The 25,735-nt window shown below is 54.1% G+C and carries 22 protein-coding genes and 1 pseudogene; 19 read left to right on the forward strand and 4 right to left on the reverse strand.

From position 1 onward, the window contains the following. Positions 1-98: 98 nt before the first annotated feature. The 7 genes from AC2FEB_RS04480 to AC2FEB_RS04510 all read left to right on the forward strand — a co-directional run bounded on the left by AC2FEB_RS04480 (position 99) and on the right by AC2FEB_RS04510 (position 9,071). Positions 99-1,571: a pyridoxal-5'-phosphate-dependent protein subunit beta gene (locus AC2FEB_RS04480; protein WP_496675401.1), complete on the forward strand. Its 1,473-nt coding sequence runs from the start codon at positions 99-101 to the stop codon at positions 1,569-1,571. 3 nt (positions 1,572-1,574) lie between these two features. After that, positions 1,575-3,890 carry a molybdopterin-dependent oxidoreductase gene (locus AC2FEB_RS04485; protein ID WP_496675402.1) on the forward strand — a complete coding sequence of 772 codons (2,316 nt, stop codon included), beginning with the start codon at positions 1,575-1,577 and terminating at the stop codon, positions 3,888-3,890. A 130-nt stretch (positions 3,891-4,020) separates the two neighbouring features. Continuing rightward, the gene (locus tag AC2FEB_RS04490) at positions 4,021-4,269 is read left to right on the forward strand and encodes a VOC family protein (protein ID WP_496675403.1); all 249 of its coding nucleotides are present in this window, start codon (positions 4,021-4,023) and stop codon (positions 4,267-4,269) included. A gap of 978 nt (positions 4,270-5,247) precedes the next feature. Then, positions 5,248-5,625 (forward strand): nuclear transport factor 2 family protein, encoded by a 378-nt coding sequence (locus AC2FEB_RS04495; RefSeq protein ID WP_162896747.1) that lies wholly within the window; start codon positions 5,248-5,250, stop codon positions 5,623-5,625. Positions 5,626-5,713: 88 nt separating this feature from the next. Further along, complete coding sequence (locus tag AC2FEB_RS04500) at positions 5,714-6,559, forward strand: universal stress protein (protein WP_496671617.1); 846 nt, start codon at positions 5,714-5,716, stop codon at positions 6,557-6,559. A gap of 402 nt (positions 6,560-6,961) precedes the next feature. Then, complete coding sequence (locus tag AC2FEB_RS04505) at positions 6,962-7,345, forward strand: Hsp20/alpha crystallin family protein (protein WP_496671614.1); 384 nt, start codon at positions 6,962-6,964, stop codon at positions 7,343-7,345. Between the two features lie 133 nt (positions 7,346-7,478). Next, complete coding sequence (locus tag AC2FEB_RS04510; protein WP_117868487.1) at positions 7,479-9,071, forward strand: trypsin-like peptidase domain-containing protein; 1,593 nt, start codon at positions 7,479-7,481, stop codon at positions 9,069-9,071. Here the strand turns inward: AC2FEB_RS04510 and AC2FEB_RS04515 are convergent, their stop codons facing one another. Together AC2FEB_RS04515 and AC2FEB_RS04520 are read right to left on the reverse strand one after the other, a co-directional pair. Continuing rightward, entirely contained in the window at positions 9,072-10,688 is a 1,617-nt protein-coding gene (locus AC2FEB_RS04515; protein WP_117868488.1) for an MFS transporter, read from the reverse strand. A 43-nt stretch (positions 10,689-10,731) separates the two neighbouring features. After that, positions 10,732-11,952, reverse strand: coding sequence for an APC family permease (locus tag AC2FEB_RS04520; RefSeq protein ID WP_162896748.1), 1,221 nt, complete (start codon positions 11,950-11,952; stop codon positions 10,732-10,734). 759 nt (positions 11,953-12,711) lie between these two features. On the opposite strand from AC2FEB_RS04520, the gene AC2FEB_RS04525 reads away from it, so the two are divergent. Continuing rightward, the gene (locus AC2FEB_RS04525; RefSeq protein WP_117868490.1) at positions 12,712-13,119 is read left to right on the forward strand and encodes a c-type cytochrome; all 408 of its coding nucleotides are present in this window, start codon (positions 12,712-12,714) and stop codon (positions 13,117-13,119) included. 15 nt (positions 13,120-13,134) lie between these two features. Here AC2FEB_RS04525 and AC2FEB_RS04530 read toward each other — a convergent pair whose 3' ends face one another. Beyond that, positions 13,135-14,292, reverse strand: coding sequence for a cation:proton antiporter (locus AC2FEB_RS04530; RefSeq protein WP_117868491.1), 1,158 nt, complete (start codon positions 14,290-14,292; stop codon positions 13,135-13,137). A 198-nt stretch (positions 14,293-14,490) separates the two neighbouring features. On the opposite strand from AC2FEB_RS04530, the gene AC2FEB_RS04535 reads away from it, so the two are divergent. The 3 genes and pseudogenes from AC2FEB_RS04535 to AC2FEB_RS04545 all read left to right on the forward strand — a co-directional run bounded on the left by AC2FEB_RS04535 (position 14,491) and on the right by AC2FEB_RS04545 (position 16,073). Beyond that, positions 14,491-14,940 (forward strand): phasin family protein, encoded by a 450-nt coding sequence (locus tag AC2FEB_RS04535; protein WP_496671608.1) that lies wholly within the window; start codon positions 14,491-14,493, stop codon positions 14,938-14,940. Between the two features lie 57 nt (positions 14,941-14,997). Further along, positions 14,998-15,405, forward strand: a complete 408-nt coding sequence (locus AC2FEB_RS04540; RefSeq protein ID WP_117868493.1) for a universal stress protein — start codon at positions 14,998-15,000, stop codon at positions 15,403-15,405. A gap of 72 nt (positions 15,406-15,477) precedes the next feature. Beyond that, positions 15,478-16,073, forward strand: a pseudogene (locus tag AC2FEB_RS04545) (IS6 family transposase). 216 nt (positions 16,074-16,289) lie between these two features. On the opposite strand, the gene AC2FEB_RS04550 reads toward AC2FEB_RS04545, so the two are convergent. After that, positions 16,290-17,072, reverse strand: a complete 783-nt coding sequence (locus AC2FEB_RS04550) for an MOSC domain-containing protein (protein WP_254683778.1) — start codon at positions 17,070-17,072, stop codon at positions 16,290-16,292. 399 nt (positions 17,073-17,471) lie between these two features. Between AC2FEB_RS04550 and AC2FEB_RS04555 the strand changes: the two genes are divergently transcribed. The 8 genes from AC2FEB_RS04555 to AC2FEB_RS04590 all read left to right on the forward strand — a co-directional run bounded on the left by AC2FEB_RS04555 (position 17,472) and on the right by AC2FEB_RS04590 (position 25,724). After that, positions 17,472-18,791 carry an ABC transporter substrate-binding protein gene (locus AC2FEB_RS04555; protein WP_117868494.1) on the forward strand — a complete coding sequence of 440 codons (1,320 nt, stop codon included), beginning with the start codon at positions 17,472-17,474 and terminating at the stop codon, positions 18,789-18,791. A gap of 80 nt (positions 18,792-18,871) precedes the next feature. Then, entirely contained in the window at positions 18,872-19,819 is a 948-nt protein-coding gene (locus AC2FEB_RS04560; RefSeq protein WP_117868495.1) for a carbohydrate ABC transporter permease, read from the forward strand. Beyond that, positions 19,816-20,754, forward strand: a complete 939-nt coding sequence (locus tag AC2FEB_RS04565; RefSeq protein WP_496671603.1) for a carbohydrate ABC transporter permease — start codon at positions 19,816-19,818, stop codon at positions 20,752-20,754. The genes AC2FEB_RS04560 and AC2FEB_RS04565 overlap by 4 nt, the downstream gene beginning before the upstream one ends. After that, on the forward strand, positions 20,751-20,939 hold the full coding sequence (locus AC2FEB_RS04570; RefSeq protein ID WP_299636841.1) for a hypothetical protein: 189 nt from the start codon (positions 20,751-20,753) through the stop codon (positions 20,937-20,939). Before AC2FEB_RS04565 ends, AC2FEB_RS04570 begins: the two co-directional genes overlap by 4 nt. Positions 20,940-20,941: 2 nt before the next feature. Continuing rightward, positions 20,942-22,039 (forward strand): ABC transporter ATP-binding protein, encoded by a 1,098-nt coding sequence (locus AC2FEB_RS04575; RefSeq protein ID WP_117868498.1) that lies wholly within the window; start codon positions 20,942-20,944, stop codon positions 22,037-22,039. Beyond that, positions 22,032-23,024: an ABC transporter ATP-binding protein gene (locus AC2FEB_RS04580; protein WP_496671599.1), complete on the forward strand. Its 993-nt coding sequence runs from the start codon at positions 22,032-22,034 to the stop codon at positions 23,022-23,024. Before AC2FEB_RS04575 ends, AC2FEB_RS04580 begins: the two co-directional genes overlap by 8 nt. Positions 23,025-23,035: 11 nt before the next feature. Next, complete coding sequence (locus AC2FEB_RS04585) at positions 23,036-24,658, forward strand: dihydroxyacetone kinase subunit DhaK (RefSeq protein ID WP_496671596.1); 1,623 nt, start codon at positions 23,036-23,038, stop codon at positions 24,656-24,658. 37 nt (positions 24,659-24,695) lie between these two features. Further along, positions 24,696-25,724, forward strand: coding sequence for a LacI family DNA-binding transcriptional regulator (locus AC2FEB_RS04590; protein ID WP_299636844.1), 1,029 nt, complete (start codon positions 24,696-24,698; stop codon positions 25,722-25,724). Positions 25,725-25,735: the final 11 nt, after the last annotated feature.

Here is a 25,735-nt window from a genome sequence, read left to right on the forward strand (position 1 = left end):
TTTTGTGATCATTTTCGTAACGATAGTCCCGGTCTTTGCGAAAGACCCTCTCCCGTCGCCGCTATCCTTTTATGGAAGAATTGACGGAGGGACCAAAAATGACGCCTGGGCTGGAAACCGCAATTGTTGATCAGGACGCCTATGACCGCAACGTTGAACGATTGCACGCGGCCGGCGTCATCCTACCGCGCATCTCGGAACTGGCAGATCCCGTTGCCGCGCTGTCGAGTAGGCTGGACAGCATCGGTAATGCCGACCCGGACGTTGCCGATCCGCGTAACCTGTTTCGCGTCCATTGGCACAACGCCCGAGACCGCAAAGGTCTTGCCGACGTTCCAGAGCACATCGTTTTGGGCGAAAACTTCACTGGTGTGAAAGCCAAAATCGTCGTCTCCCTGGGCGACCGGTTTCCGATGATCGACTGCCACAAGGTTCTTGCCGCCTATGGTTGTCTGATCCCTCGTCTCATGTCCGGTGTGTTTGATGCAACACGTCATCGCGCGGTGTGGCCGTCCACCGGCAATTATTGCCGCGGTGGTGTCGCGATCTCTAATCTGCTGGGCTGTCGCTCAGTCGCTGTCCTACCTGAAGGCATGAGCCGCGAGCGCTTCGACTGGCTGAACCGTTGGCTTTCTGATCCGAACGATATTTTTCGGACGCCGGGGACTGAAAGCAACGTCAAGGAAATCTATGATGCCTGCCATCAGCTAGCCAAAAGTCCGGAAAACCTGATCCTCAACCAGTTCGCAGAATACGGCAATTACATCATCCACCGCGCTGTTACAGGTCCCGCGATGGAACGGATCTTTAATCACCTGAATGCTTCCGGCAGTCTAAAGCCGCGCGCCTTTGTTTCGGCCACTGGTTCCGCCGGCACGATTGCTGCGGGTGACCATTTGAAAGCATCTTTGGGTGCACAAATCGGCGCGATCGAAGCCCTAGAATGCCCAACGCTGTTGTACAACGGCTACGGTGAACACAATATTCAGGGCATTGGCGACAAGCATGTGCCGCTGATTCACAACGTGATGAATGCGGATTTTGTAATTGGGGTGTCCGATCAAACCTCAGACGGCATGAACCTTGTGGCCAACACCACTGTTGGGCGCGACTATCTTGCAACCCATCGTGGGCTGACACAGGAAGATATCACCAGCCTGTCGCATTTCGGACTTTCGGCACTGGCCAATATCACCGGGGCTATCAAATACGCCAAGTACATGGAACTGGGCGCAGAAGACGTCGTGATGACGGTCGCTACAGACGGCGCGGCCATGTACGAAACCGAGTTACAGATTGCCGAAAAGAAACTTGGCTCAACCGGGCTCGACAAGGTGAAGGCCGCCGAGATTTTCGGCCGATCAGTGCTGGGTACAACAACGGACAACATGATCGAATTGACACGTCCTGATCGTGAACGAATCTTCAACCTGGGCTATTATACCTGGGTCGAGCAGCAGGGGACCTCTCTGGAAGACTTTGACCGTCGCAGAGACCAGTCATTCTGGGATGGACTGCTGGAGCTGGTGCCTGTTTGGGATGGCATGATCGAACGCTTCAATGCAGCATGAGCCATGGTTGACCGCACGCATTTACCCCTGACCGCGACCCATTGGGGTGTCTACCGTGCCGAAGTGTGCGACGGGGAGCTAAAGGCGCTGTACCCGTTCGAGCATGACCCCGATCCTTCTCCCATCGGGCAAGGATATCTGGATGCAGTTGACGGGCCCTTGCGAATCAAGACACCGATGGTGCGCAAGGCATGGCTTGAAAGCCAACGTGGCGATGTCCAGAATCGCAACGGCAACGATGAGTTTGTCAGCATCACCTGGGATGAGGCCGAAAAGCTGGCGGCTGCCGAGTTGGACAGGGTTCGTCAGACCCACGGCAACCAATCAATCTACGGGGGTTCCTACGGCTGGGCCTCCGCCGGGCGGTTTCACCATGCACAAAGTCAACTCCACCGATTCCTTAATTGCATAGGCGGGTACACAAAGTCGGTTAACTCTTATTCTCTGGCCGCTGGTGAGGTGATACTAACGCATACCCTTGGCGATGCTGCGCCTTTCATTCATGCGCCGCAGCCTTGGCAAGCTATTGCGGGAAATGCCGAATTGATTGTTGCTTTTGGCGGCATCCCTGTACGCAACAGCCAGATCAGCGCCGGCGGCACCGGCTACCACCGCACAAATGAGGGGCTGAGGCAGGCCAGAGATGCCGGTGTATCCTTCGTCAACCTGTCGCCGATTCAAAGCGACATGTCGGAGGAACTGAACCCGGAGTGGTTGCCGACTCGCCCCGGCAGCGATGTGGCAATCATGTTGGGACTGGCCCACGAAATTCAACGCAACAGCTGGCAAGATAAGGAATTTCTGCAGCGCTATACCCACGGCTACGACCAGTTCGCCGCTTACCTGACCGGCGAGATGGATGGTATTGTCAAAACAGCCGACTGGGCAGCCAGTGTTTCTGGTGTCCCCAAGTACCGGATACAGGCGCTTGCCAAACAAATGGCGAAGTCACGCACGATGATTTCCGTCAGTTGGGCTTTGACACGCCAAGAGAATGGTGAACAATCGTTCTGGATGGCGACGACTCTGGCCGCTATGCTTGGCCAAATCGGATTGCCGGGACGAGGTATTGCCTACGGCTACGGCGCAGCAAATTCAGTAGGGATCGAGCGTCATCGCGTGCGCTACGCATCGCTTCCGCAGTTGAAGAACCCGGTGGACACATTCATTCCCGTCGCCCGGATTTCCGACATGTTGCTAAACCCGGGCACCGAATACCGTTTCAATGGTGAAGTGCATCAATACCCCGATATTCGCCTGGTGTATTGGGCAGGGGGTAATCCGTTTCATCACCATCAAGATCTAACACGATTGTCGGCAGCCTGGCAGAAACCAGAGACTATAATCGTCCAGGATTACTGCTGGAACGCCCTTGCCAAACGTGCCGATATCGTACTTCCCTGTACTACCCCGCTGGAACGTGACGATATCATGATCACACCACGGGATCGTTTTATCGTCGCGATGAAGGTCGTGATTCCCCCTGTTGGGCAGGCCCGCAATGACCACGACATCCTGCGTGGCATCGGCCGGGAGCTGGGCGTTGAAAGCGCATTCACAGAAAACCGAGATGCGACCAGTTGGTTGGAATGGATCTATGAGGAAAGTCGCGCCCAAGCTGCGCGTGGCGGCGTGAACTTACCGGATTATGAAAGCTTTAATTTAGCTGGTTGGCACGAGACCGAAATGCCCACAGATCCGTCGGATGCCTTCACGGATTTCCGAAACGATCCGGAGTCCAACCCCTTGCGGACACCCAGCGGCAAGATCGAGATCACATCAAAGACGATCGAATCCTTTGCGGATTCAAAGATCCGACCACATCCAGCCTGGTACGAACCGGTCGAATGGCTTGGGCAAGCAACGGACGACTTCCCGTTCCACCTGATATCCAACCAACCGGCCGACAAGCTGCATTCTCAGCTTGACCATGGTCGTGTCAGCCGTTCCGCCAAGGTTAACGGGCGAACCCCCCTTAGAATTCGTCCAGACGATGCCGCCAAAGTCGGCGTATCTTCGGGCGATTGTGCACGAGTCTACAACGCCCGCGGCGCTTGCCTGGTTACTGTAGTAGTGGAACCCGGCCTGCAGCCAGGTGTTGTTCAAATGAGTACCGGTGCATGGCTGGACGCGATCCAACAAGACAACGGTACACTTATGTGCCGCCATGGCAATCCGAACGCTGTCACACAAGATCGCGGCACTTCTGAACTGGCACAAGGGCCTGCAGCACATTCCTGCCTGGTTGCAGTCGAGCCTGCTGACACTGATGGAACGAAAGCTGCTTTCTCAGCGCCTGAGATCCGAACCCGCCAATGAACGGTACTAAATGTGTGAGCGGGAACAACAGAAAGTATCGGAATCTACGTCCCTGGCGTTCCTGAGGTTCGAGCCAAAGCAGTTAATTCTAAATAGTTGCGCTTGTTGGTGCAGCGGATGCAACGGGGAAATGGGTCCTGACTTTGCCGCACGCTTTGTTCCCCTTAACTACCCGGAAATGCTCGCCTTCTATCGAGATGTGTTGAAGCTTGAAATCACCTTTGAGCAAGGTGAGTTCGCCAATTTCGTCTCGACACCAACAAACCTTGGTTTGGTCAGCCGATCCGGCATGTTGAAAATTCTCGGAGACAGAGATTTTGACAGCACTCGAACAGGTTCTGGTGTCGGGCCAGGATTCTACTTCGATACTGACGTATAATTGGATGAAGCATATACAGCGATCGTGGATAGGGGCGCTCGGGTTGTATCAGAACCAACCAAGATGCCGTAGGGTGAGTATATCGGATTCTTTGCAGACCCGAATGGCAACGTTCATGAATTTGTCTCACGGGAAAAACAGTAACTTCACTAACGGCTTAAGCTGAATCCAATATCTAGCATGCGGTCGCTGTAGACCGTGTGCCACGATAACAAATCCACGTGACTTCCTGTATCGCGAAGGAGACGGATTCACTCTGCATTGAGAATTCTGAGGTAACTCGATCCCCCAGACTGATCATCGTTCGACCAAAATCGCCGCAAGGTGTCTAGATGACAGCAGTGACCGGCAACAGCAAGGATTGATCAACGGTAGCTATGCCCCGCACTCAAGACCTCGGCCATGGCCGAAATCGAGCAGGTGCAGCGAACGGCGGCTTTGTGGGCTGCGACTGCAGCACCAAGGCATTAGGTTGGATGTCGGCTCTGGGCCGTCCTCATCGAGGCGGTCCGGGCCTAGTTGCAAGATGCTGCGGATGCTCCGATGGCGGCTGCGAGCCTAAAGGGTCATGGGCAACGCCACAAAAGTCCGCGGAAATGTGCATTTTTGCGGTATTCCCAGAAATGTGTTGTGATGCTCTTTCCCAAAGTTGAATATGACCTCCTATTCAGAGGTGTTATACTTGGAACGCAAACTCGCCGCCAGGCGAAGGGCAGAAAAGTCCGCAACCCGGACGCCGGTCCTGATAAAACTAACGTCCGGTTCCAGCAAAAGCGGTTAGTGGGAGGTCACGCGCGCTTAAGCACCTCGCGAAGAATGAGTTTGAATGTCCGGTTCGGGCTGGCGACCGGTCTCTGATGCACGTGAAACGAACGGTTGCTGAGAGTCCAGCGAGAATCCATCAATATGCTTATTGATCCTTGTCAAGATTTGAGCGGGCAAGAAGTGGTACAGTCAATGGTAAATATGGGGGGATTCATGGAAGAGTTGATTGAAATCGGTAGGTCCTTCGTTCAGGCCATGCGTGAGCGCAGGGGCCTTGGAAGTGTTGATGAAATGTATGCCGAAAACGCACAGTCGATAGAGGCTGTCGTGCCTCCAGTTCGACAATTCCGCGTTTCAAAGGGGCGAGAAGCCATCAAGGGAAAAAGAGAGGATTGGTTGGCGTCGCATGAAATCCAAGAACTAGAAGTGGATGGCCCCTACGTCCACCCACCCAACCGCTTTGGAGTCCGCTTCAGAGCTGAAGTGATTCAGAAGGCTACGGGTGAGCGTATGACCCTGCGCGAGATCGCAGTGTATTCGGTGGCGGAAGGCAAGATTGTGCTGGAAGAGTTCTTCATGCTGCCGAACTAAGAAGAGCGAGCAACAACATTGTCTCTTCGTTGGTTAAACCCGTGCGCGCGACTCTTGGGCGAATTGAAATCCCGGAAGGAGGTCGGGAATGCAACACAGAACAGTGGCCTATTATGTAGGAGTTGATACTGACGACGCGTCGATTTTGGAATGCGCTGAAACTGCCCGTAACCAGAACAGTCACTTGAATTGCGTGTTGATCGCGGACTTGCCCAACCTGCCTTACCTAAAGTATGGATCAGACAGGTTCGTTGAGACGGGTCTTCCTTCAAACTGGTTGGATGTTCTTTACGGAAAAAATGCCGCCTTGAAGTCCCGCGCCACAGAAGTTGAAGCGCTTTTGGTCGGGCAGGGCGTATCTGCAAATGTAAATGCCTTTATGGGATCTGGAACAGAGTTACAGCATCTTGTGGCAGGCGAAGCCAATAGTTCAGATATCGCCTTTCTAGACGCTGAATTGCGAAAGGACCCCGATCTATTCCATAAGATCGCGTACGGAGTATTGTTTCATTCACCGGTCGCCCTGATGGTCAATGGAGATCCGTTTGCCCAACGCGACTGCATTTTTTTAGCATGGAATGATAGCCTGCCTGCGTCTAGGGCTGCGCATTTAGCTTTACCCATTCTTCTGGCGGCCAACGAAGTTGTGATTGGGTGTTTTGATTTGCCGACGCCTGATGACGTAGAAGGTCAAGTGCCCGGAACTGACCTAGCTGGATGGCTCAGCCATCACGGTTGCACCGTGACCGTCTCGCAGTTCCCGCGCGGCGGGAATTCAATAGAACATTGCATTCAGGAACGCGCACGAGAATTGGGGGCCGACCTCGTTATTATGGGCGCTTACGGGCATTCCCATTTGCGTCAGTCGGTATTTGGGGGAACGACGCAAGCAATGTTGGAGCAGACAAGGTTGCCAGTGCTTTTCGGACACTGATGAAGTGAACGGGCGACTGTGACTTTCTGGGAGCCATAGCTATTAGAGTTCATCGGGTAATACGGGAGCAGCCAGTTGTTTTTGGGGGCTCACTTGAGATTGATGCCGGTTTTCCCGACCGTTTCCGCTTAGGAAATCTATCACAATTGACGTCAGCTCGTCCTAGTCTGTAAGTTCCCGTGCACCATCTCGTGGGTCGAAATTTTGACCGAGCAAGACGACGTGTTTTAGAATCTCCCTCTCAAAGTATCCGTAGTTTTCGGGCCTCACCTCGCCTGCGATCAACGCTGTCGCATTTGGTTCAAAACCTGTTCGCATAAGCATTTCATTGAGATAGTCGCACGCTTCTTCTCGACCTGACGCGAAAGCAGCTTTTAGGCCGATGGAATCGATGTCCAAGAAATGGATTCTGCGATTGTCCTGACGGCTGAATTGCCTGGGCTCGAAGAGGATGATGTGGAAATTGAAATCAAGGATCGCAGGCTAATCCTGCGCGGTCAGAAGAGTATTGCGCATGATGATACGGGCGATCTGCGTGTCAGCGAAAGAAGCTATGGGAGCTCTTCCAGAGCCATGCCGCTGCCAGACGCAGTGGAAATCGATAAGATTTCAGCAACATTCGACAAAGGCGTTCTGCATATCGAAATGCCGAAGACTGAGCCACACGATCCAAGCCGAAAGATCAAGGTATCGTCGAAAAAGACGGTCTGTTGGCGCGATACGGTGCTTGAAAATGCTAAAGCAGAGGGTCGATCATGGATCGGCCTTCTTCGAGCTGCGGACTGATAGTTTTCTTTGGTTAAATCCGAGGGCAATTCTTAAGTTATTGTATATATTAGTTTTTTAACACTCGCGACAACCATGGGTTTGGTGAAGCAGCGTGGTAGAATGCTCTCACGTGTTTGGATAGGGGACCACAATGCGAAAACCAGAAGAGAGCGGCATGACACCCTCAGGGAATGGTGGTGAAGGTGAGGTACGGGCCTTTCTGGAGAGCCTGACAGGTCCATCGCGCGGAAACGTGAACTGGCTTTTCGATAAAACCCTAACTGTTTCAGTTGACGGTGGAAGGGTGCTAAGCCTTCGACCTAGGGATGACCTGCCTCCCCATGATAACGATATTGCCACCCTACATTGGGCTGACGAAGGTTACACGATAACCGCGTCAGCAGGGCGCAATGTATGGGTAAACGGGCAAAATGCCTCATCGGCGTCTCTGAGGCATGGCGACATGATCGAGTTCGGCGCAAAGGGCCCAATGTCTCGATACAGATTGTGCGACCACTCATTTCCCGCACATCACACAGTCGAAGATATCCTCAGTGACGCATATGCTTACACCCGAACGAGCCGTCGACCTTTCGCTAAAAAGATGTCTGGTGCCCTGCGCGATAGCGGGCGGCGTCTTGCGTCTCAAACCACGGTACTGTTCAGGATCACAGTTCTTGCCACGCTTTTTGTGATCGCGGGGTTTGGGTACCTGCTTTATCAAAACGACCAGCGCTTGGCGGATAGTATCGAACAGGAGTCCCGCAAGATCGAAGCGGTCGCGTTTCTGCTCGCCCAGACGAGAGAAGATGCACTTACGCCTGATGACTTGGCTTCGTTGCGTGACGCTTTTGAGAACCAGGTTTTGTCGACCGAGCAGCGTCTTGGAACCTTGGAGCAACGGGCAGGGGCACCCACGCGGGTGATCGCTGCCTCCACTCGATCCGTCGCTTTCCTTCAGGGGGCTTATGGGTTGCGCCACGTGGAAAGCGGGAAGATTTTGCGGCACGTGCTGGGGCCGAAGGAAGAAAACCTGAAAACCCCGTTTGGCCAGCCTTGGATCGAACCGGACGGGACCGGCGAACCTGCGGAATTTCAGTTCACCGGAACCGGGTTTCTGATTGAAGGGGGCTCATTGATGGTCACCAACCGTCATGTTGCGTTGCCTTGGACCTCAGGGGATCGAGAGAAGGCGTTGAACGACGCTGGTCTCGAGCCTGAAATGTTGAGGCTGCTGGCCTATTTGCCTGATCAGACCGAACCAATAGAGGCGCGTTTGGTCAGGTTCAGTGACGTGGCAGACTTGGCGATTTTGGCAGTTGAGCCAAGCCGCGTTCAGGGCCTCGGAATTCCGTTGGCGGATGCCGCATCGCGCGTCGGCGAAGAGCTTTACCTGTTGGGATATCCAACGGGTTTGAAAGCTTTGATCGCGCAGGCTGGGCCAGGCTTTTTAGAGGAATTGGAAGCAGAAGGAACGTTGAACTTCTGGTCGATAGCGTCCCGGCTTTCTACACAAAGCAAGATACACCCGTTGGCAAGCAGAGGGATCGTTGCGCGGATAAGTGGGAGCGCCATCGTTTATGATGCCGAGACCACGACCGGTGGGAGCGGGGGCCCTGCATTGAATCGGCGGGGTGAAGTCGTTGCCATCAATGCTGCGATCCTGCCCGAGTTCGGAGGCTCAAACATCGGCGTCCCGGTCTCACATCTCAGAGCTCTGCTTGGAGAGGTAGAAAGCCAGTGATCATTCGCTCGTTCGGAAGCGTGAGTTTTGAACAAAGAACACTGTGGCCAGTGGAACGATCACTGAGATTAGGGCCACGGAGATCAGCAAGTACCCAAGCTGACTGTAGTCTGCAGTCGACGTGACCTCACCGGTCTCAGGGTTGGTGACAGCGCGCGTGATTACGTACGTCTGGTTGAGGTACTTGGTGCTGAGGCTGCTGGCCGACAATGCCATGTTTGTGAACGATGCCACTACCGCAAAAAAGGTCGCTTTCAACTGAACGGGTGCATTGCGGGCGATCCAAGCCAACATGGGGACCATGGCAATCTGCCCAAGCGGCGATTCAACGGCTGTATCAAGAATGGCAATGAACCTTGCGTCGACAACTCCGCCGGTACGCGCGGCTGTCCATTCATGCACGCCGTAGTAGAGGGCAAGGTTGGGCAGGGCTAGAACGCCCGCAGCGATTGTCAGCAATACGACCACATGCGCAATCGAACGATTGGCCATAAACGGTCGGAGAACAATCAACCCCAGCAACGCCAGTAGCGAAGTCAACAAAGCCAGGATTGCCAGGAACTGTTCATCGAACCCCAATTCATCGATTTCAAACCAAGTCAGGCCTGGTCCCGGCAGAGGAACGGCACGGAATACAAAAATGATTGTCGCTGTCCCGATCAAGGCTTTGGCTTGGGCTGGTTCCAGCTCTTTCAGTAGACGCGACATTAGGTACAGGATCACAGTCAGGGAAACCGCAAAAACAATCTCTTGCGCAAATTCGAAATCTGCGGTCCCCAGCACGATGCTAAGCACAACGAATGCGAGACCGCCGAGCAATATGGACCATTTGACTTCCGTGACTTCACCCGGTGTGTGGGGCGGGTGACCTCGCTTGGCAAGTTGACGCTGGATCAAGCTGTGAAGAACGACTCCGCTGACCGACAACAAGGGTATGGCCAGTGCTATCAGGTACACTTGGCCATAAAGCGCAAGGCGTTCGGGTTTTTGCAGTTCTTCGGTTCCAGAGAATATCCAGATGTTTACAGCCGCAACCGCCGCAAACCCGGAAATGATCGAGACTCTGCCCAAGGTTTGCATTGTTGTGTGCTGTGCACGGGCTTCTTCAGGCGTAAAGGGTAGGCCGTGCTGGTCAACCTTTGGGACCGCCTCAACGGTCATGGCGTCAGCAACTACGTCCTGAATGGCATAGCCCGAAGGCGCCAACAGCAACGCGACGACATACCACTCTTCCAGTGGCATAGTGGATGCCATTTGCGCAGGCGCGGTCACAAGCCCATACATTAAGAGCAGAGACAACGTAATCAGGGATGCGCCGAACACGATCAGCAGGGACTTCCAGCGCCAGAACAGGTCCACGACATGGCCAAGCGGCATTTTGAGTATCCAAGGGATACCGGCCCAAAATGCGAGCCCTGCAACGAAAGAGGCGGATAAATCCAGATAGTCTTTTAGGAAAAAAGCGCCAACGACTGAGGTCAGCCCGGACACGCCGGCCGCAAAATAGACCATCAATGGCGGCAGATAGGACCATTGCAGCTGCTGAACCAGATCCACAAACGTTCTATGCCACCAGGCCGAAAGTTTTGATCCTATGGAAGTTTGGTCAGTCGTCATATGCCATGGCAGCTCGTTGAGGCGTTTGGGTTGTTTCGTCTAGTTAGAGAAATCCAGATCCGAAAAGCAATGCACTGGTGATCACCCCAAGGATCGGTACCACAATAGGAACGCGGAAATGCTTGGCGGCCTCGTCCGGCTGCATCTTCAGCTGGATCAGCGAAATGTTAACGAGCACAAAGACGCCCAGAACGATCTGGGATGTGCGCTCTGCCAGAGTCCCAATCGGCACAGTTTGGGTCAGCAGAACGATGATTGCCACGACCAACAAAGTAGCAACAACGGGTGTCTGCGTTGCTTTAGGCACTATCGCCAGAACCTTCGGCAAATGGTCACGGTCTGCTAGTCCGTAGATCACCCGCGAGGCCATGATCATCTGGATAAGTACTCCATTGACTGTCGCCAAAATCGCGACTGCGGAAAAGCCCTGTTTAATCACCTCGGGGGCGTTTGAAAACACAAGCGCGAGGGGTGCTGCGGACGTCGAAAGAACATCGATCGGAACAACAAGTAGAACCGTCATTGAGGTTCCAAGATACAACACGGTTGCCAGAACGAGTGTTAGCATAATCGCTTTTGGGATGGTGCGCACGGGGTCTTTAACCTCTTCCGCGACATTGGCCATGTCCTCGAAGCCAACAAATGCAAAGAAGGCGAGGAGTGATGCCGCGAAAATGCCTCTCCACGCGTCGAGTTCAAGCGGGGGAAGCATTGAACTGATCCCGTATCCCTGCGGATCTTGAATCGACATACCCCAGCCAATCACAAAGAGAAGGCCTGCGATCTCGATGATTGTAATGACAGCCGCAACGAAGACCGACTCAGTGATCCCCCAAAGCGCGATTAGACCCATAATCAAAACGACGCTGATGGTCAAAACAGGGATCGCAAATCCGGTTAAAGCGTGCAGGTATGACGCTGCGCCAATTGCAACAGCAGAGGCCGAGATAATCCCCGAAGCTGCGACCGCGAGCCCGACGAAAACCGCCATCCATCTCTTCTGAAATCCCGCCTCAACATAGGCGGCTTCACCTGCGCTGACAGGAAATTGTGTTGCGAGTTCTGCATACGAAAGCGCGGTGAGTGATACGACAAGCGCGGCTACAACGAACGAAAACGCCGCAAACGGTCCGGCAATGTCTGCTGTTGCGCCGACTAAAACGTAAATGCCCGCTCCGACCGTTACCCCAAGGCCATAAAGCGTGAGCAACGGGGTAGTAAGGGCTCGTCTGAGTTTCTGTTCGTTTGGATCAACAGAGTTCATAAGCGATTTCCACCAACTGCCCATTCAGAACGTCGTCGGTGGCGTCCTTCTCGGTTTTGTCCGCGATTGGCGGAGCGGCTCAATCCGATGGTCAAAGCTCCACCGAACGCCTTGTGTCTCAACGTCTGGGCGCATTGTGCGCCAATAAACTAACTGGGGGCTCGCCACCACTTCTGCCGAGCCCCCGGTGGGTGGAACTTCCACTCCTTAAGAATTCCGTTCACCTTTGTGTTTGCTTGGGGACAGACCGGTGAACGTAGAACACGCTAAAACATTCGTATTTCACTATGTGATTCCTGTTGGTGCTTTGATCTATGTCAATCAACTCGCGGTCGCCGGTCTGCGAGGCTGAATCCCTACCAACTGTCGTTTGCCTTCGGACTCAAAGGCAAAGCAAACATGTGAGGCGGTTTGAGATTTAGGGTAGAATGCTTTTCTGAATACTCTGGAACCTGTTACCAACCTTGGGCTCGACTGGATGCTCTCAGATGGTAGCATCGCGTGTCGCATCACCTCTGGCGAATTCGTTGGCATTTGAACGCACTGGAAGGACTGCCGCCAGGGCGCAAGGGGGGTGAGGTCAATGACGAAGTGGCGTAGTTGGAGGCCTCCTGGATTGGACTTGGCGCGCGCTCAAGCGCCATTCGACCGAAAAACCAATCTTCGTGCTGAAGCGTGCAACATGAGCAAGGTCAAAGAAGTTTCTTAAGGATGCGGTTTAAATAGATCTGCATCCGGGGCAGTAAATTGGAGGAGCATATGCAGATTGTTAGCGGGATTTTACTGGCACTGTTCGTCACGGGACCCGTTCTGGCGCAGGACGTCAGCGTCGATGAGGGACGTGATTTGTATCGGACGTATTGCTGGCAATGTCACGGTTTCGAAGCGACCGGAGACGGGCCAATGGCGGAAATGCTGGCTATTCGAACGTCCGACCTCACCAAGTTGGCGGGCCAAAACGACGGTGTGTATCCAATAGATCGCATAGCTGAACAGATTGATGGTCGTTCACAATTGCTCGCCCATGGTGGCGAAATGCCAATCTTTGGCGCGGTGTTTGAGACAGACCAACAAATCGCGGTGGCTTTGCCCAATGGGCAACGGATAATGGTAGGCCTGCCGTTGGCGAATTTGCTCGCCTTTTTGGAATCGATCCAGACTGACTAGTCACAGGCCGATTTACTAATCCGTATCAGCCGTGCGTCTGATTGACATGAGAGTCAGTGGCGGCCCCAACACTTCGAAGGCCACAGTGCTGGCTAGAGTAAAGGCCATGATGGACGCGGCCCAATTCGGAAATTGCTCTCCGGCAACGAGTGCCATTCCTACCGCGACACCAGCTTGTGGCAACAAAGCGGGACCGTACCAGTGGGTCTGACGGCGAGGCAGGCCGCCCAGTCTCGCTCCGCAATAACCCCCGACAAGGCGGGCAACGGCGCGCAAGATCAGGAAAAGAGCACCAGCCCAGCCCATCAAGCCGAAGGCTTCGATATCCAATGTGGCGCCAGCCAACAGGAAGAACAGGATCATGAATGGCCACTGAATGTGCTCGATCTCATGAAAAGCACGGTTGTGATGGCGGGCAAGATTCCCGATAACTGCGCCCGCAACCATGCCTGCTACCAAGAATGAAACCTCCAGCCAAAGCGCGAGGCCCGCTGTAAGAAAGACTATGCCCACTGCTTCTGCCTGCATTGGCTCTCCCGGGTTTAAGCGGCCGGTCAGGTAAGCGGATGGCGTGCCTAGAGCGAAACCCAACAGTATCGCCCCTCCGAAGTCCCACATCGCTGTGGTCGTGACGGTGGCCCAACCGTCCGAATGACCGGCCAGAACCAAGGCGATGCTGAAAACGATCAGACCCCAAGCGTCATCTATTGCGACTACGCCTTTTAATGTCTCAGTGAAGCTGCTGGACACCCCGGATTGTTTGATCACGTCTGTCATAGCGGCCGGAGCTGTAGCCGTGGCAATTGCCGCCAGCACCAACGCCAACCCGAACGGTACGCCAATCGCGGCCAGTCCAGCAGACACAATAACAAGGGTTGCAACCACGATTGAAATCGAAATCGTCAGAATGGCTCGACCATGCCGAACCAGGTTCTCGCGGGTCAAAGATCCTCCAAGAAGGAACGCGACCATCGTCAAGGCCACAATGGATATCTCGTCGAACCACATTGCAAAGTCGATGGGGATTAACCCCATTCCAGCGTTCCCTGCGATCAGACCGAGGAAGAGTAAGGTTGTAACACGAGGAAGATGCGTGGCCCGGCCAAGTTGGTCGGCCGCCAATCCGGCAAGGAAGAGGACACCAAGGGTAATCAGAAAGCCGGCAATGTGCATAGAAAACCAAGCGTTAAGTTCTTGTCTAAACTACTCTAACCCCAACCCTGCCTGCTAGGAACCGATGACGGAAAGAATGCGAGTGTCCCGTCGCAGCTTAGGCCAAAGATACCTAAAAAGGGATATTGATCTGTATTAAGGCGAAAGCGCGCCGCACTTGGCACAATAACTCATTCAGAAAATGAGGAAGAGCTTTCGATGCCGACAACGAAATCTAACACAAATAGCCCGACCTCACTTTTGGATGCTTTCAAGCAAATGCAGCCGCCCATGTCCGGCAATCCGGCCTTCGGTGCCCAGATCGAACAATTTTGGGATGCACAAGAAAAACTGCTCGAAGAAACAGAGGCCTTTGCGCAGCATTGGTTCGAAGGGCGTCATGAGGCAGTCCGGACGGCTCTAAAAGCTGCACGCAATGTGTCTTCCGCGAACCCGTCCGATCCATTGAAAGCCCTTCAGAGCATGGCGGAATGGCAGCGCCATTCGGCTGAGCGGTTGGTTGCTGACGCGCAGGAGTGGTTCGAAACCGTGTCCCGTTGTGCATCTTATGTCGCTGAAACCGAAGCTGAAGCTGTTAAGAAAACAGTTGATGATGTTGTAGCCGCTACAAAGAGCGCGGGGAAATCTTCAAAGTCTGAGCCTGTGTAGGTTTCCTGCTGCCGAGTAACCAAATTGAAGTCATCGGAGCAGTAGATAGGAGGTCAAATGTACAAGAATATCCTGATCCCGGTTGCTCTGGACCAAGAACACGACACACAAGCGTCGTTTGAGACGGCGCGCCAATTGGCTGATACGGACGCTGTTTTCACCGTTGTACACGTCCAAGAGCCCATTCCGGCATATGTATGGTCTCAGATTCCAAGCGAAGTGCTTGCACATACGCGGCATGAGATATTGGAAAACCTGCATCAGACTGCCTCTGAAATTCCAGGCGCGAAGGTACAGCTCATCTCCGGGCATGCGGGTAGGGCTATTGTCGACTTCGCAAATCAGATCGACGTTGATTGCATAGTCTTGGCTTCGCACAAGCCGGGATTCGAGGATATTTTTCTAGGTTCCACTGCGAACAGAGTTGTGCATCATGCCAGTTGTTCGGTTCACGTAATTCGGTGATCCAAAGATAGCGATGGTCTTGTCAGAAGAGCTTTGCTTGAGCGGGGCAGGGCGGTTGCGTAGCGTTTAGGGATGACCAAACCCGCCTCTTTCAAATACTTCAAAACCAGTCCCGAGGTCATCCGCCTTGCGGTGATGCTGTACATCCGTTTCCCGCTCTCGCTTCGGAATGTCGAAGATCTGTTGCACGAGCGAGGCATCGACGTGAGCCACGAAACTGTACGATATTGGTGAAACAGGTTTGGCCCGATGTTTCTGCTGAGATAAGGCGGAAGCGTGTTCAGCAGCTGCGCTCGTTCTCCAAATGGCAGTGGCACGTTGACGAGGTTTTCGTGAAGGTAAATGGTAAGCGGCATTATCTTTGGCGGGCTGTTGATCACGAAGGTGAGGTGCTGGAAGCCGTAGTCACCAAACGCCGAAACAATCAGACCGCGTTGAAATTCCTCAGGAAATTGATGAAACGACATGGTAAATCGGAAAACGTCGTCACGGATCGCTTCGCCTCATACAGAGCCGCGCTCAGAGAGCTGGGCGCGATCGAAATACAACAGACAGGAAGGTGGCTCAACAACCACTTCAACCAGGAAAGATCGCTGACCAGCCGAGAAACCTTCAAGTTGAAACGCAGCGCCGCTCTTGCCGAGTGGCGCGAACTTGGCGCTGGATAAAGGACAGCGTCACTGGCCTAATAGAGACTGGTTCGAATTCGTCTGACAGCACCGTCACTCATACCCATCTCACGTTTCTTCCGTTTCCTGATCCGGATTCATGACGTAATTCCAGCCGGTTACGCGGCCTATTCTCGTGCAGAGATTATTCTGATCGCGCTCAGTGAATACTGTTAAAGCCCTGGTCCATTGTGAGTGTCTGATCAATTGGGCCGCTCATTTCTGCAAGCGTTTCCCATTTTGGCCCACAGAAAGGGTGCCGCCATCCAGCACCTCAACGTAAACACCCATATCCATATGGCCCAGGTGCTTTCGAAGTATGAACGGGATTTTCAAGTCTCGTTGGGCCGTCTCAGGATTCACTTCGGTAGCGGCGCATCTCTTCGTCCGCGAAAGTATTCGCAGCCTGACATTGCCGAAAACAAAGGTGGAACCGACAGCGTCCAGCTCAGAAAACGGAGGTAATCCATCAATTTCAATATTCGCCCGAAATCTGGCCGGGTGGATGTCTGTGCCCAGCTTTCTGCTTAACGCATCAACAGAGCTTAAATTGAGAACCGATATCGCATTCATCATCTTCGGTGAAACGACTGAAACATCAGTGAAACGATGTGGGTGCGAAGACACGAATCTTGGCGGTTCAGGATCCTGTAGGCCCAGCGTATCGTAAAGGAGTCTGGCGGCGTCTGTTTCTCCCTGGGGTTCACTCATGTTGAAGTAGTGGGTGCTGCCGTCCACATCAATTTCCAACTGCCGAGTTGCGGCGTCGAAACGTGACTTGAGGCCGGCTAGTCCGGCTTCTTTCAGCAACACAACAAAGCGGTCTTTGGGAAGTGGCTTGGGGGCAGTTGGATCAAAGCCGGAATTGTAGCGAGCAAAGCCGAAAAGGCGGTCACCAGGAATACCCTCGCCAGCGCTCAGAAGTACTGTGTTCAGTGGCTCCGGACTCAGACCCTTGATGGGGTAACGACTTATTCTGACAATGGTGAGTCCGTTCATGCGTTGGTTTCCGGTCCGTCGTGAACAGTCGAATGTGGCTTGTCTTGCATCTTTTGGGCCCTCGATTTTCAGGTGCCCGGGCGGAAGCGGCAAGCCGGAAATTATGCAATGCGGGGCCTGTGAGATCTGGCGACCCAAAGCTTCCGGCAGGTCAGTTTCCAAGAATTGCTTTTAGATTACCGGTTTTTTCCGTGGATTGTCGGAAAGTGTGCAAAGGGAGATGATTATTTATAAAGTGATTAAAAACAGATAAATAATAGAATTAATTAAAGTGATTTAGGGCGGTTTGAGGTACGAACCTCAAAATTATCTAGACTTGAGGTGCGTACCTCAAATAGCCTTTGAAGTATGCCGCGATTCGCACATCCTCGATTGACGGCGTTAAAAAGGGAGGAATGGATGACTTACTCAAAACTGGCGTCTGCCAGCGCAATAGTCCTTGCCGCTACTACTCTTTCTACCAAGGCAAATGCTGAAGACCTGACACTGTGTTGGGCGGCGTGGGACCCGGCCAACGCGCTGGTTGAGCTTTCCAAGGAATTCGAGGCCGAGTCTGGCCATGCAATGAATTTCGAGTTCGTACCCTGGCCGAACTTTGCGGACCGGATGCTGAATGAGCTGAACTCCGGCGGGAAGCTTTGCGACCTGCTGATCGGCGACAGCCAATGGATCGGCGGCGGAGCTGAGAACGGTCACTATGTAATGCTGAATGACTTCTTCGATGCCGAAGGTATCAGTATGGATGATTTCGCGCCGGCAACTGTGTACGCTTATTCGACGTGGCCAAAGGGCACGCCAAATTACTATGCGCTGCCTGCCATGGGTGATGCGAACGGTTGGTTCTATCGCAAGGACTGGTTCGAAGACCCCAATATCCAAGCCGCTTACAAAGAGGCAACCGGTCAAGATTTGCGCGAACCGGAATCCCAGAACGAGCTGTTGCAGATTGCGCAGTTTTTCCAGGGGCGCGAGATCGACGGAAAAACCGTGTACGGCGCTGCGATCTTTACCGAGCGCGGCTCGGAAGGGATAACGATGGGCGTGACGAGTGCTCTTTACCCGTGGGGATTCAAGTATGAAAACACGCCAGGCTCCTATGACATGGAAGGTGCGGTAAACTCTTCTGAAGCTGTCGAAGCTCTGGAATTCTACAAAGAGTTCTACAAGACGGCGACACCTCCGGGTTATACCAACTCTTACATGGGTGAAAGCCTGGACGCCTTTAAGTCAGGTCAGGTCGCCATGGCCATGAACTGGTTTGCGTTCTTCCCGGGTCTTTATGCCGATCCGAACACCGGTGGCGACAAGATCGACTTCTTTGTGAACCCGCCGCAAAATCAGGCAGGTTCGACGCTGGGCGGGCAGGGGATCTCTGTTGTCAGTTACTCTGACAAACAGGATGCCGCGCTTGAATACATCAAGTGGTTCGCGCAACCTGAAGTTCAGGCCAAGTGGTGGGAGCTGGGCGGCTATTCAGCGCATAATTCAGTGTTGGAAGACCCCGGTTTCGTGGACAGCCAGCCCTTCGCCGGTGACTTCCTGGAAGCCATGGCAGGCGTGCAGGACTTCTGGCAGGAGCCTGCCTATGCGGAACTGCTGTTGGCAATGCAGAAACGCATCCATGACTACGTGGTCGCCGACCAGGGCACCGCGCAGGAAGCGCTTGATCTTTTGATCGAGGATTGGACCGAAGTCTTCGAAGACGAAGGCAAGCTTTAATCCGGAAACAGGGCAGGAGCGGGTTTCGGCCCGTTCCACCATGACCCGTGCGTCCGAAACCGACAAGAACTGGCAAAGAAATGTCTGACAGGACCATAGATCGCGTTGCGCAGGCAACGCCCACGCGAGTTGCGCGCAAAATCAGGGGGCTATCCGATCGAGCGATCGCCTGGATATTCATTTCACCAACGATCTTCCTGCTGCTTGCAATCAACATCTTTCCGTTGATCTGGACGATCCAGCTTAGCTTTACGAACTACAAGGCGAACCGGATCGGGCGCGAGGTCAAGGATGTCGGGTTTAGGAACTACGAGCGTATCCTGACGGATTCCGATACCTGGCTGAATATGCAGGCAACTGCGCATTTTCTGTTCTGGACGATCTTTTTCCAGGTTCTGATCGGGTTCACCTTGGCATGGTTGATCAACAAGAAGTTCAAGGGAAACGACCTGTGGACCACGATCATCGTGTTGCCGATGATGCTGTCCCCGGCTGTCGTCGGCAACTTTTGGAAATTCCTGTATCAGCCGCAAATCGGCCTGTTCAACTACATCGTGTCCTGGTTCACCGGCAAGGAACCGTCGAGCTTTGAGATGCTGGGTTCGGTGACGTTGGCACCCTGGGCCATCGTGATCGTCGACACATGGATGTGGACGCCGTTTGTGATGCTGATTTGCCTGGCCGGGCTGCGCAGCATTCCCGACTATATTTACGAGGCTGCCGAGATCGACCGGGCCAGCAAGCTGCGGCAGTTCTTTACGATTACGATCCCGATGGTGCTGCCGTTCCTGATGCTGGCGGTGCTGTTTCGGGGAATCGAGAACTTCAAAATGTTTGACCTGGTGGTTCAACTGACCGGCGGTGGGCCGGGGTCTGTTACGGAACTCACTTCGATCAATCTCAAACGGGAAGCGTTTGAGAAGTGGCGAACAGGTTATGCCTCGGCCTATGCGATCATCCTTTTCGTCACCGTGTTTGGCCTTGCGTCGATCTACGTCAAGGCCCTGAACAAGGTGAAACAGAGATGAGCAGTTTTTCCGTCACTGAACCTTCCAACCGGTCCAAGTGGATCGCCGGTTTTCTCGTCATCACTTATGCACTGATTACCATGATCCCGCTGGTGTGGATTTTGCTGACCGGTTTCAAGTCGCCCGCAGATGCCATCAGCTACCCGCCCAAGGTTGTATTCGACCCGACGCTGGAAGGATACGTCAACCTGTTCACAACGCGGACGCGGCAAACTCAGGACTTTCTGGAGGCAAACCCGCCGCAGAACTGGGCGGACGATATCGTGCGCCAGTATGACATGGTGATCGTCGGGCCTTCCAAATTTGGTGAACGCTTCATGAACTCGGTGATAATCGGGTTTGGGTCCACGTTTCTGAGCATCTTTCTTGGCACCTTGGCCGCCTATGCGTTCAGTCGGTTCAAGGTGCCGCTCAAGGATGATCTTCTGTTCTTCATTCTCAGTACGCGGATGATGCCGCCAGTTGCTGTGGCTATTCCGATCTTCCTGATGTTCCGGAATCTTGGACTTAGTGACACGCATCTGGGGATGATCCTGCTTTATACAGGTGTGAACATCTCACTGGCGGTGTGGTTGCTGAAGGGATTCATAGATGAAATCCCCAGGGAGTACGAAGAAGCAGCGCTGATCGACGGCTACACACGCTTTCAAGCGTTCTACAAAGTGGTGCTGCCGCAGGCCGCGACGGGTATCGCGTCGACAGCGATCTTCTGCCTGATTTTCGCATGGAATGAATATGCGTTCGCCGTTTTGCTTACATCGGCCAATGCGCAGACAGCGCCCCCCTTCATCCCGACCATCATCGGTATTGGCGGCCTAGATTGGCCCGCGGTCGCGGCTGGTGCCACGATCTTCCTGATACCCGTCATGATTTTCACCATCCTGATGCGCAAACACCTGCTGCGCGGGATTACATTCGGAGCTGTACGCAAATGAGCGAGTTTCTGACAGGACTGATGCGACTTCGCCGAGGTCCGTGGGAGATGGTCGCGACCATCCTGATTGCAGTTGGTGTCTTCATGCTCATGCAGCCCTTTGTCCTGTGGGCGTTCACCTATTCCTTCATCGTCACGCTGATCGGAACCGTCATGTTCATCATCGTCAGCCATTTTCCGGAGTAGAAATGGCCCAGATTATTGTCAAAAACGTAAAGAAGATGTTTGGCGAGTTCACGGCTGTCCGTGAAAGCTCTTTCACGATTGAGGACGGTGAGTTCTTCATGCTGCTTGGACCGTCGGGGTGTGGAAAGACGACAACGCTCAGGATGATTGCGGGCCTAGAACTTCCTACATCCGGCGAAATCTACCTCGATGGCGAGGAAATCAGCCAAAAGCCGCCCTCACAGCGTGACATTGCATTCGTTTTCCAGATGTTCGCGCTGTATCCGCACATGAACGTTCGCAAGAACATCAGCTATCCACTGATATCACAAGGCATGTCACGTGCCGCTGTTACTGCCAAAGTCGAAGAAGTCGCCGGAATTCTGGGGATAACTGACATTCTCGATAACCCGGTGGGTGGGCTTTCAGGTGGCGACAGGCAGCGCGTGGCACTTGGGCGTGCGATCGTACGAGAGCCCAAGGCGTTCATGATGGACGAACCTCTTGGTGCTTTGGACGCCGAGTTTCGTGAACATATGGCTGAAGAATTGCGCGCGCTGCACGATCGCATGGGAGCGACAACGGTTTACGTTACGCACGATCAGCTTGAAGCCATGCAGATGGGTGACAAGATCGTCGTCATGAACAACGCGGTGATTGAACAATTCGGAACGCCGCAAGAAATCTACGACAAACCTGCGACCATGTTTGTGGCGGATTTCATAGGATCCCCGTCGATGAACTTCCTGCCGTTTCAGGGAAAAGTGGCACCCGGTTCGGAAATGGTCAGGCTGAACGGTCATGACGAGGCGGTCCCGAAACTGATGGAGGGTGCGGAAGGGGAGCTGGTCTTTGGAGTCCGCCCGGAACATGTTTTGTTGTCCGACGACAGCGATTACCGGGCCAAGGTTCTGGCGGCAGAATACTTGGGAACAACCCAGATCGTGACATTGCAAAGCCCGAACGGCGAATTGAAGGCCCGCATTGGCGCAGGTGAAACAGTCGCGCCGGGTGAAACCGTGGGATTAGAGTTCCGTTCGACAACTGTGACCCTTTTTGAGCGGTCCACGGGCCGGGCGCTGAGATCTGCCTTGAACGATGAGGTGCTGACCGATGGCTGAAGTCGTTTTGGAGAACATCTCGAAGGCATTCGGAACTGTTCAGGCTGTCGACGATATCTCGATGACCATCCCCGATGGCGCTTTCGTCGTGCTCCTGGGTCCGACAGGTGCGGGGAAAACAACGACGCTTCGGCTGATTTCCGGCCTTGAGAAGATGGATACGGGATCAGTACGCATTGCCGGGCGAGACGTTGGACTGGAAACGCCTGCCCAACGCGATGTGGCGATGGTTTTCCAGCAATATTCGCTGTACCCGCATATGACGGTGCGCGAGAATCTGTCGTTCCCACTTCGGTCGCCGATCCTCAAGACGCCTGAGGATGAGATCACGCAGAAAGTGAACGAAGTCGCGGAAATACTGCAAATCCCGCACAAGCTGGACAACAAAGCCACTGAATTGTCCGGCGGAGAGATGCAGCGTGTTTCGATTGGACGAGCATTGGTGCGCGATCCCCAGATTTTCCTGATGGACGAGCCCCTCAGTTCCCTGGATGCAAAGTTGCGGGCGGATTTACGCGTCGAACTCAAAAGAATTCAGGCGGACCTTGGGTCCACGCTTTTGTATGTGACCCATGATCAGATTGAGGCCATGACGATGGCCACACATATAGGAGTGCTGGAAGAGGGCAAATTGGTTCAGTACGGCACGCCCAGGGACATCTACGAAAACCCGTGCAGTGTTTATGTTGCCAGTCGTTTGGGTTTGCCACGGATAAATATCCTGCCGTCAGAGTTGTTCGGTGGGGATCACAAAGGCCCGCAGATCGGTCTTCGCCCGGAAAACATCGTAAAAGGCGAAGGCAGTGAGGCGCGTGTGATACGTGCGGAACACTTGGGCGACCAGACCCGGTTGCATCTGGACTTGAATGGCCATCCGGTCGTGACGTTGATCGATGTCCATCAGGATTACCCTGCAGGTAAGACTATCAAAATCCGTCCTCAAAACCCGTTGTATTTTGACGCGTCCGGAACGCGTGTGAATTAAGGAGCAAAAGCATGGCCCAGTTCCTCAACAAAAAAGAAACCCTCGTAACCGAGGCTATAGATGGTCTTCTTGCATCATCCGGCGGGGCACTGACCAGGTTGGATGGCTACCCGCATATCAAGGTTGTCTACAGATCGGATTGGGACAAATCGAAAGTAGCCCTTGTTTCGGGCGGAGGGTCTGGCCACGAACCTGCCCATGCAGGGTTTGTGGGCGCAGGTATGTTGACCGCGGCCGTATGCGGAGAGGTTTTCGCGTCCCCCTCGGTCGAAGCTGTTCTGGCGGGCATTCTGGCAGTGACCGGTGAGGCGGGGTGTCTGCTGATCGTCAAGAATTATACTGGCGACCGGCTGAATTTTGGACTGGCGGCCGAGCGCGCCCGCGCATTGGGACGCAAAGTGGAAATGGTGGTGGTCGATGATGACATCGCCCTGCCTGATCTGCCGCAACCGCGCGGCGTGGCGGGAACCCTTTTCGTGCACAAAATTGCTGGCGCATTGGCAGAACGCGGGGCTGATCTGGATACTGTAACCAGGGCCGCAAAAAGCGTTGTCGAGAAAGTGGTCAGTATCGGCATGAGTCTGGACACATGTACCGTTCCAGGCTCTCCGAAAGAAGACAGGATTGCGCCCGGCAAAGCAGAGCTTGGGTTGGGTATTCATGGCGAGCCGGGTGTTGAGCAGGTGGAGTTCGCAAATGCCATGACCGCAATGTCCACCGTCGTGGAAAAACTGCAACAGCGAGTGGGGGCGGGTGACCGCGTGGCGCTGGTGAACAACTTGGGGTCTACGACGCCTCTTGAGATGTCTGTTCTGACGCACGCCTTGTCCGAAACCGGTATCGCGGGAAATATTGTCGGTCCGGCACCGATGATGACTTCGCTGGATATGCACGGATTTTCTGTGTCGATCCTACCGGTTGATCCGGGTGATTTGTCAGCGCTGGAAGAGCCGGTCGAACTGGTGGCTTGGCCTGGGGTCAAAGCAATAAAGCCCGTCCAAGTCGCGCCTTTGCCTGATGGATTGACCCCGATTGATCCGATTCCTTCGAACAATCCGGCGACCAAGGAAACGATCACGCGTTTGGCAGAACTGCTGATCCGCGCCGAGAAAGACCTGAACGAGTTGGACGCCAAGTCCGGTGATGGAGATACGGGCAGTACATTGGCGACAGCGGCCAGATCTCTGCAAGGCAGCCTGGATCGGATGCCGCTTGCGGACCTGACGCAGTTGTTTCCCGCGCTGGGCAATGAACTGAGCCAGACCATGGGGGGCTCGTCCGGTGTGATCCTTGCAATCTTCTTCAATGCGGCAGGCGACGCCTGTGCCAGTGGCGCGTCAATAGCAAAGTCTTTGGTTGAAGGTCTGAACAGGGTCAGCCAGGTGGGTGGTGCCAAAGTTGGTGACCGGACAATGATTGATGCTCTGGCACCTGCGCTTGCGGCGCTGCCTTCCGGGCTGGTTCAAGCCGCAAAGGCCGCACGCGAAGGTGCTGATAAAACCGCAAATATTCACCGTGCCAAGGCAGGCCGCGCAGCCTATGTTCCCGAAGAAAACCTGATCGGACATAACGACCCGGGTGCAGAAGCTGTTGCGTTGTTGTTCGAGGGCTTGGCACGGGAGATTGAGGGCTAAAAGAAACGTGGAAGACCAAAAACAAAAATTAGAATTGGTGAAAAAACCAACCGTTAATGACATCGCGCGCGTCGCAGGTGTCAGCTTGGCGACTGTTGACCGGGTCTTGAACAGGCGCCCCGGCGTGCGGGCCGTGACCGTTCAGAAGGTTCAAAAGGCAATCGATGAGCTGGGCTATGTGCGCGATACCGCTGCTGCCAACCTCGCGCGAAACCGTGTCTACAATTTCCTTTTTATTCTGCCGGATGCCGGTAATGAATTTGTCGAGGCGATATGCGATCAGATCGCTGAACAATCGCGCGATCAGTTCATCGAGCGAACACGGGTCACGATAAAAAAGGTCGCTCCGTTCGAGCCTCAGGACATCGTCAATATTCTGGATGGCGTCGACAGCCTGGACGTCGACGGTGTGGCCGTTTTCGGGCCGGAAACGCCTTCGGTCCGCGACGCTGTGAAGAGGGTCAGGGACAAAGGCGTTCCGGTGGTTGCGTTGGTGTCGGACTTGCCAAGTTCAGACAGAGATCATTTTGTCGGAATCGATAACGTTTCAGCAGGGCGAACGGCAGCTCAGCTGATGGGGCGCTTTGTGCATCGTCCGGGTAAGGTTCTGGTCCTGACAGGCTCACGTTTGGCACGTGATCATCTGGAGCGGCGTCAGGGATTCGATCTTGTTGTCGCGGACGAGTTTCCTCATATCGAAGTCGTGGCGTCCGTCGAAGGCCGGGATGACCCAGAGCTGATCTACAAGATGATGCCGGGGATTTTTGAAACCTACCCGGATCTGGTCGGCATATACTCTTCCGCTGCGGGCAACGCGGGCCTGGTTCAATTTCTGTCAGAGAGCAGGATCAGCAAGGATCTGGTCATTATCGCGCACGAACTCACGCCACTCAGTCGAGACGCGCTGAACCGTGGCACATTTGACGCGCTGATCTCGCAAGACTCCGGGCACCTTGTCCGGTCCGCTGTTCGCCTTTTGCGTGCGACCTCGGACAAAGTTCCTTTCAACAAATCTCAGGAACGAATCCGTATCGACATCTATCTGAAGGAAAATTTGCCGCCATAGAGGCACAGTTT

This window comes from Ruegeria sp. YTSC106 (assembly GCF_059609765.1).

Coding starts and splice junctions, on each gene's coding strand:
- AC2FEB_RS04515 (WP_117868488.1), bottom strand. CDS start 10,688: ATGACGACTGACCAAACTTCCATAGGATCAAAACTTTCGGCCTGGTGG.
- AC2FEB_RS04510 (WP_117868487.1), top strand. CDS start 7,479: ATGCGAAAACCAGAAGAGAGCGGCATGACACCCTCAGGGAATGGTGGT.
- AC2FEB_RS04555 (WP_117868494.1), top strand. CDS start 17,472: ATGACTTACTCAAAACTGGCGTCTGCCAGCGCAATAGTCCTTGCCGCT.
- AC2FEB_RS04585 (WP_496671596.1), top strand. CDS start 23,036: ATGGCCCAGTTCCTCAACAAAAAAGAAACCCTCGTAACCGAGGCTATA.
- AC2FEB_RS04540 (WP_117868493.1), top strand. CDS start 14,998: ATGTACAAGAATATCCTGATCCCGGTTGCTCTGGACCAAGAACACGAC.
- AC2FEB_RS04580 (WP_496671599.1), top strand. CDS start 22,032: ATGGCTGAAGTCGTTTTGGAGAACATCTCGAAGGCATTCGGAACTGTT.
- AC2FEB_RS04570 (WP_299636841.1), top strand. CDS start 20,751: ATGAGCGAGTTTCTGACAGGACTGATGCGACTTCGCCGAGGTCCGTGG.
- AC2FEB_RS04535 (WP_496671608.1), top strand. CDS start 14,491: ATGCCGACAACGAAATCTAACACAAATAGCCCGACCTCACTTTTGGAT.
- AC2FEB_RS04575 (WP_117868498.1), top strand. CDS start 20,942: ATGGCCCAGATTATTGTCAAAAACGTAAAGAAGATGTTTGGCGAGTTC.
- AC2FEB_RS04525 (WP_117868490.1), top strand. CDS start 12,712: ATGCAGATTGTTAGCGGGATTTTACTGGCACTGTTCGTCACGGGACCC.
- AC2FEB_RS04490 (WP_496675403.1), top strand. CDS start 4,021: ATGGGTCCTGACTTTGCCGCACGCTTTGTTCCCCTTAACTACCCGGAA.
- AC2FEB_RS04520 (WP_162896748.1), bottom strand. CDS start 11,952: ATGAACTCTGTTGATCCAAACGAACAGAAACTCAGACGAGCCCTTACT.
- AC2FEB_RS04550 (WP_254683778.1), bottom strand. CDS start 17,072: ATGAACGGACTCACCATTGTCAGAATAAGTCGTTACCCCATCAAGGGT.
- AC2FEB_RS04530 (WP_117868491.1), bottom strand. CDS start 14,292: ATGCACATTGCCGGCTTTCTGATTACCCTTGGTGTCCTCTTCCTTGCC.
- AC2FEB_RS04505 (WP_496671614.1), top strand. CDS start 6,962: ATGGATTCTGCGATTGTCCTGACGGCTGAATTGCCTGGGCTCGAAGAG.
- AC2FEB_RS04480 (WP_496675401.1), top strand. CDS start 99: ATGACGCCTGGGCTGGAAACCGCAATTGTTGATCAGGACGCCTATGAC.
- AC2FEB_RS04560 (WP_117868495.1), top strand. CDS start 18,872: ATGTCTGACAGGACCATAGATCGCGTTGCGCAGGCAACGCCCACGCGA.
- AC2FEB_RS04495 (WP_162896747.1), top strand. CDS start 5,248: ATGGAAGAGTTGATTGAAATCGGTAGGTCCTTCGTTCAGGCCATGCGT.
- AC2FEB_RS04500 (WP_496671617.1), top strand. CDS start 5,714: ATGCAACACAGAACAGTGGCCTATTATGTAGGAGTTGATACTGACGAC.
- AC2FEB_RS04565 (WP_496671603.1), top strand. CDS start 19,816: ATGAGCAGTTTTTCCGTCACTGAACCTTCCAACCGGTCCAAGTGGATC.
- AC2FEB_RS04485 (WP_496675402.1), top strand. CDS start 1,575: ATGGTTGACCGCACGCATTTACCCCTGACCGCGACCCATTGGGGTGTC.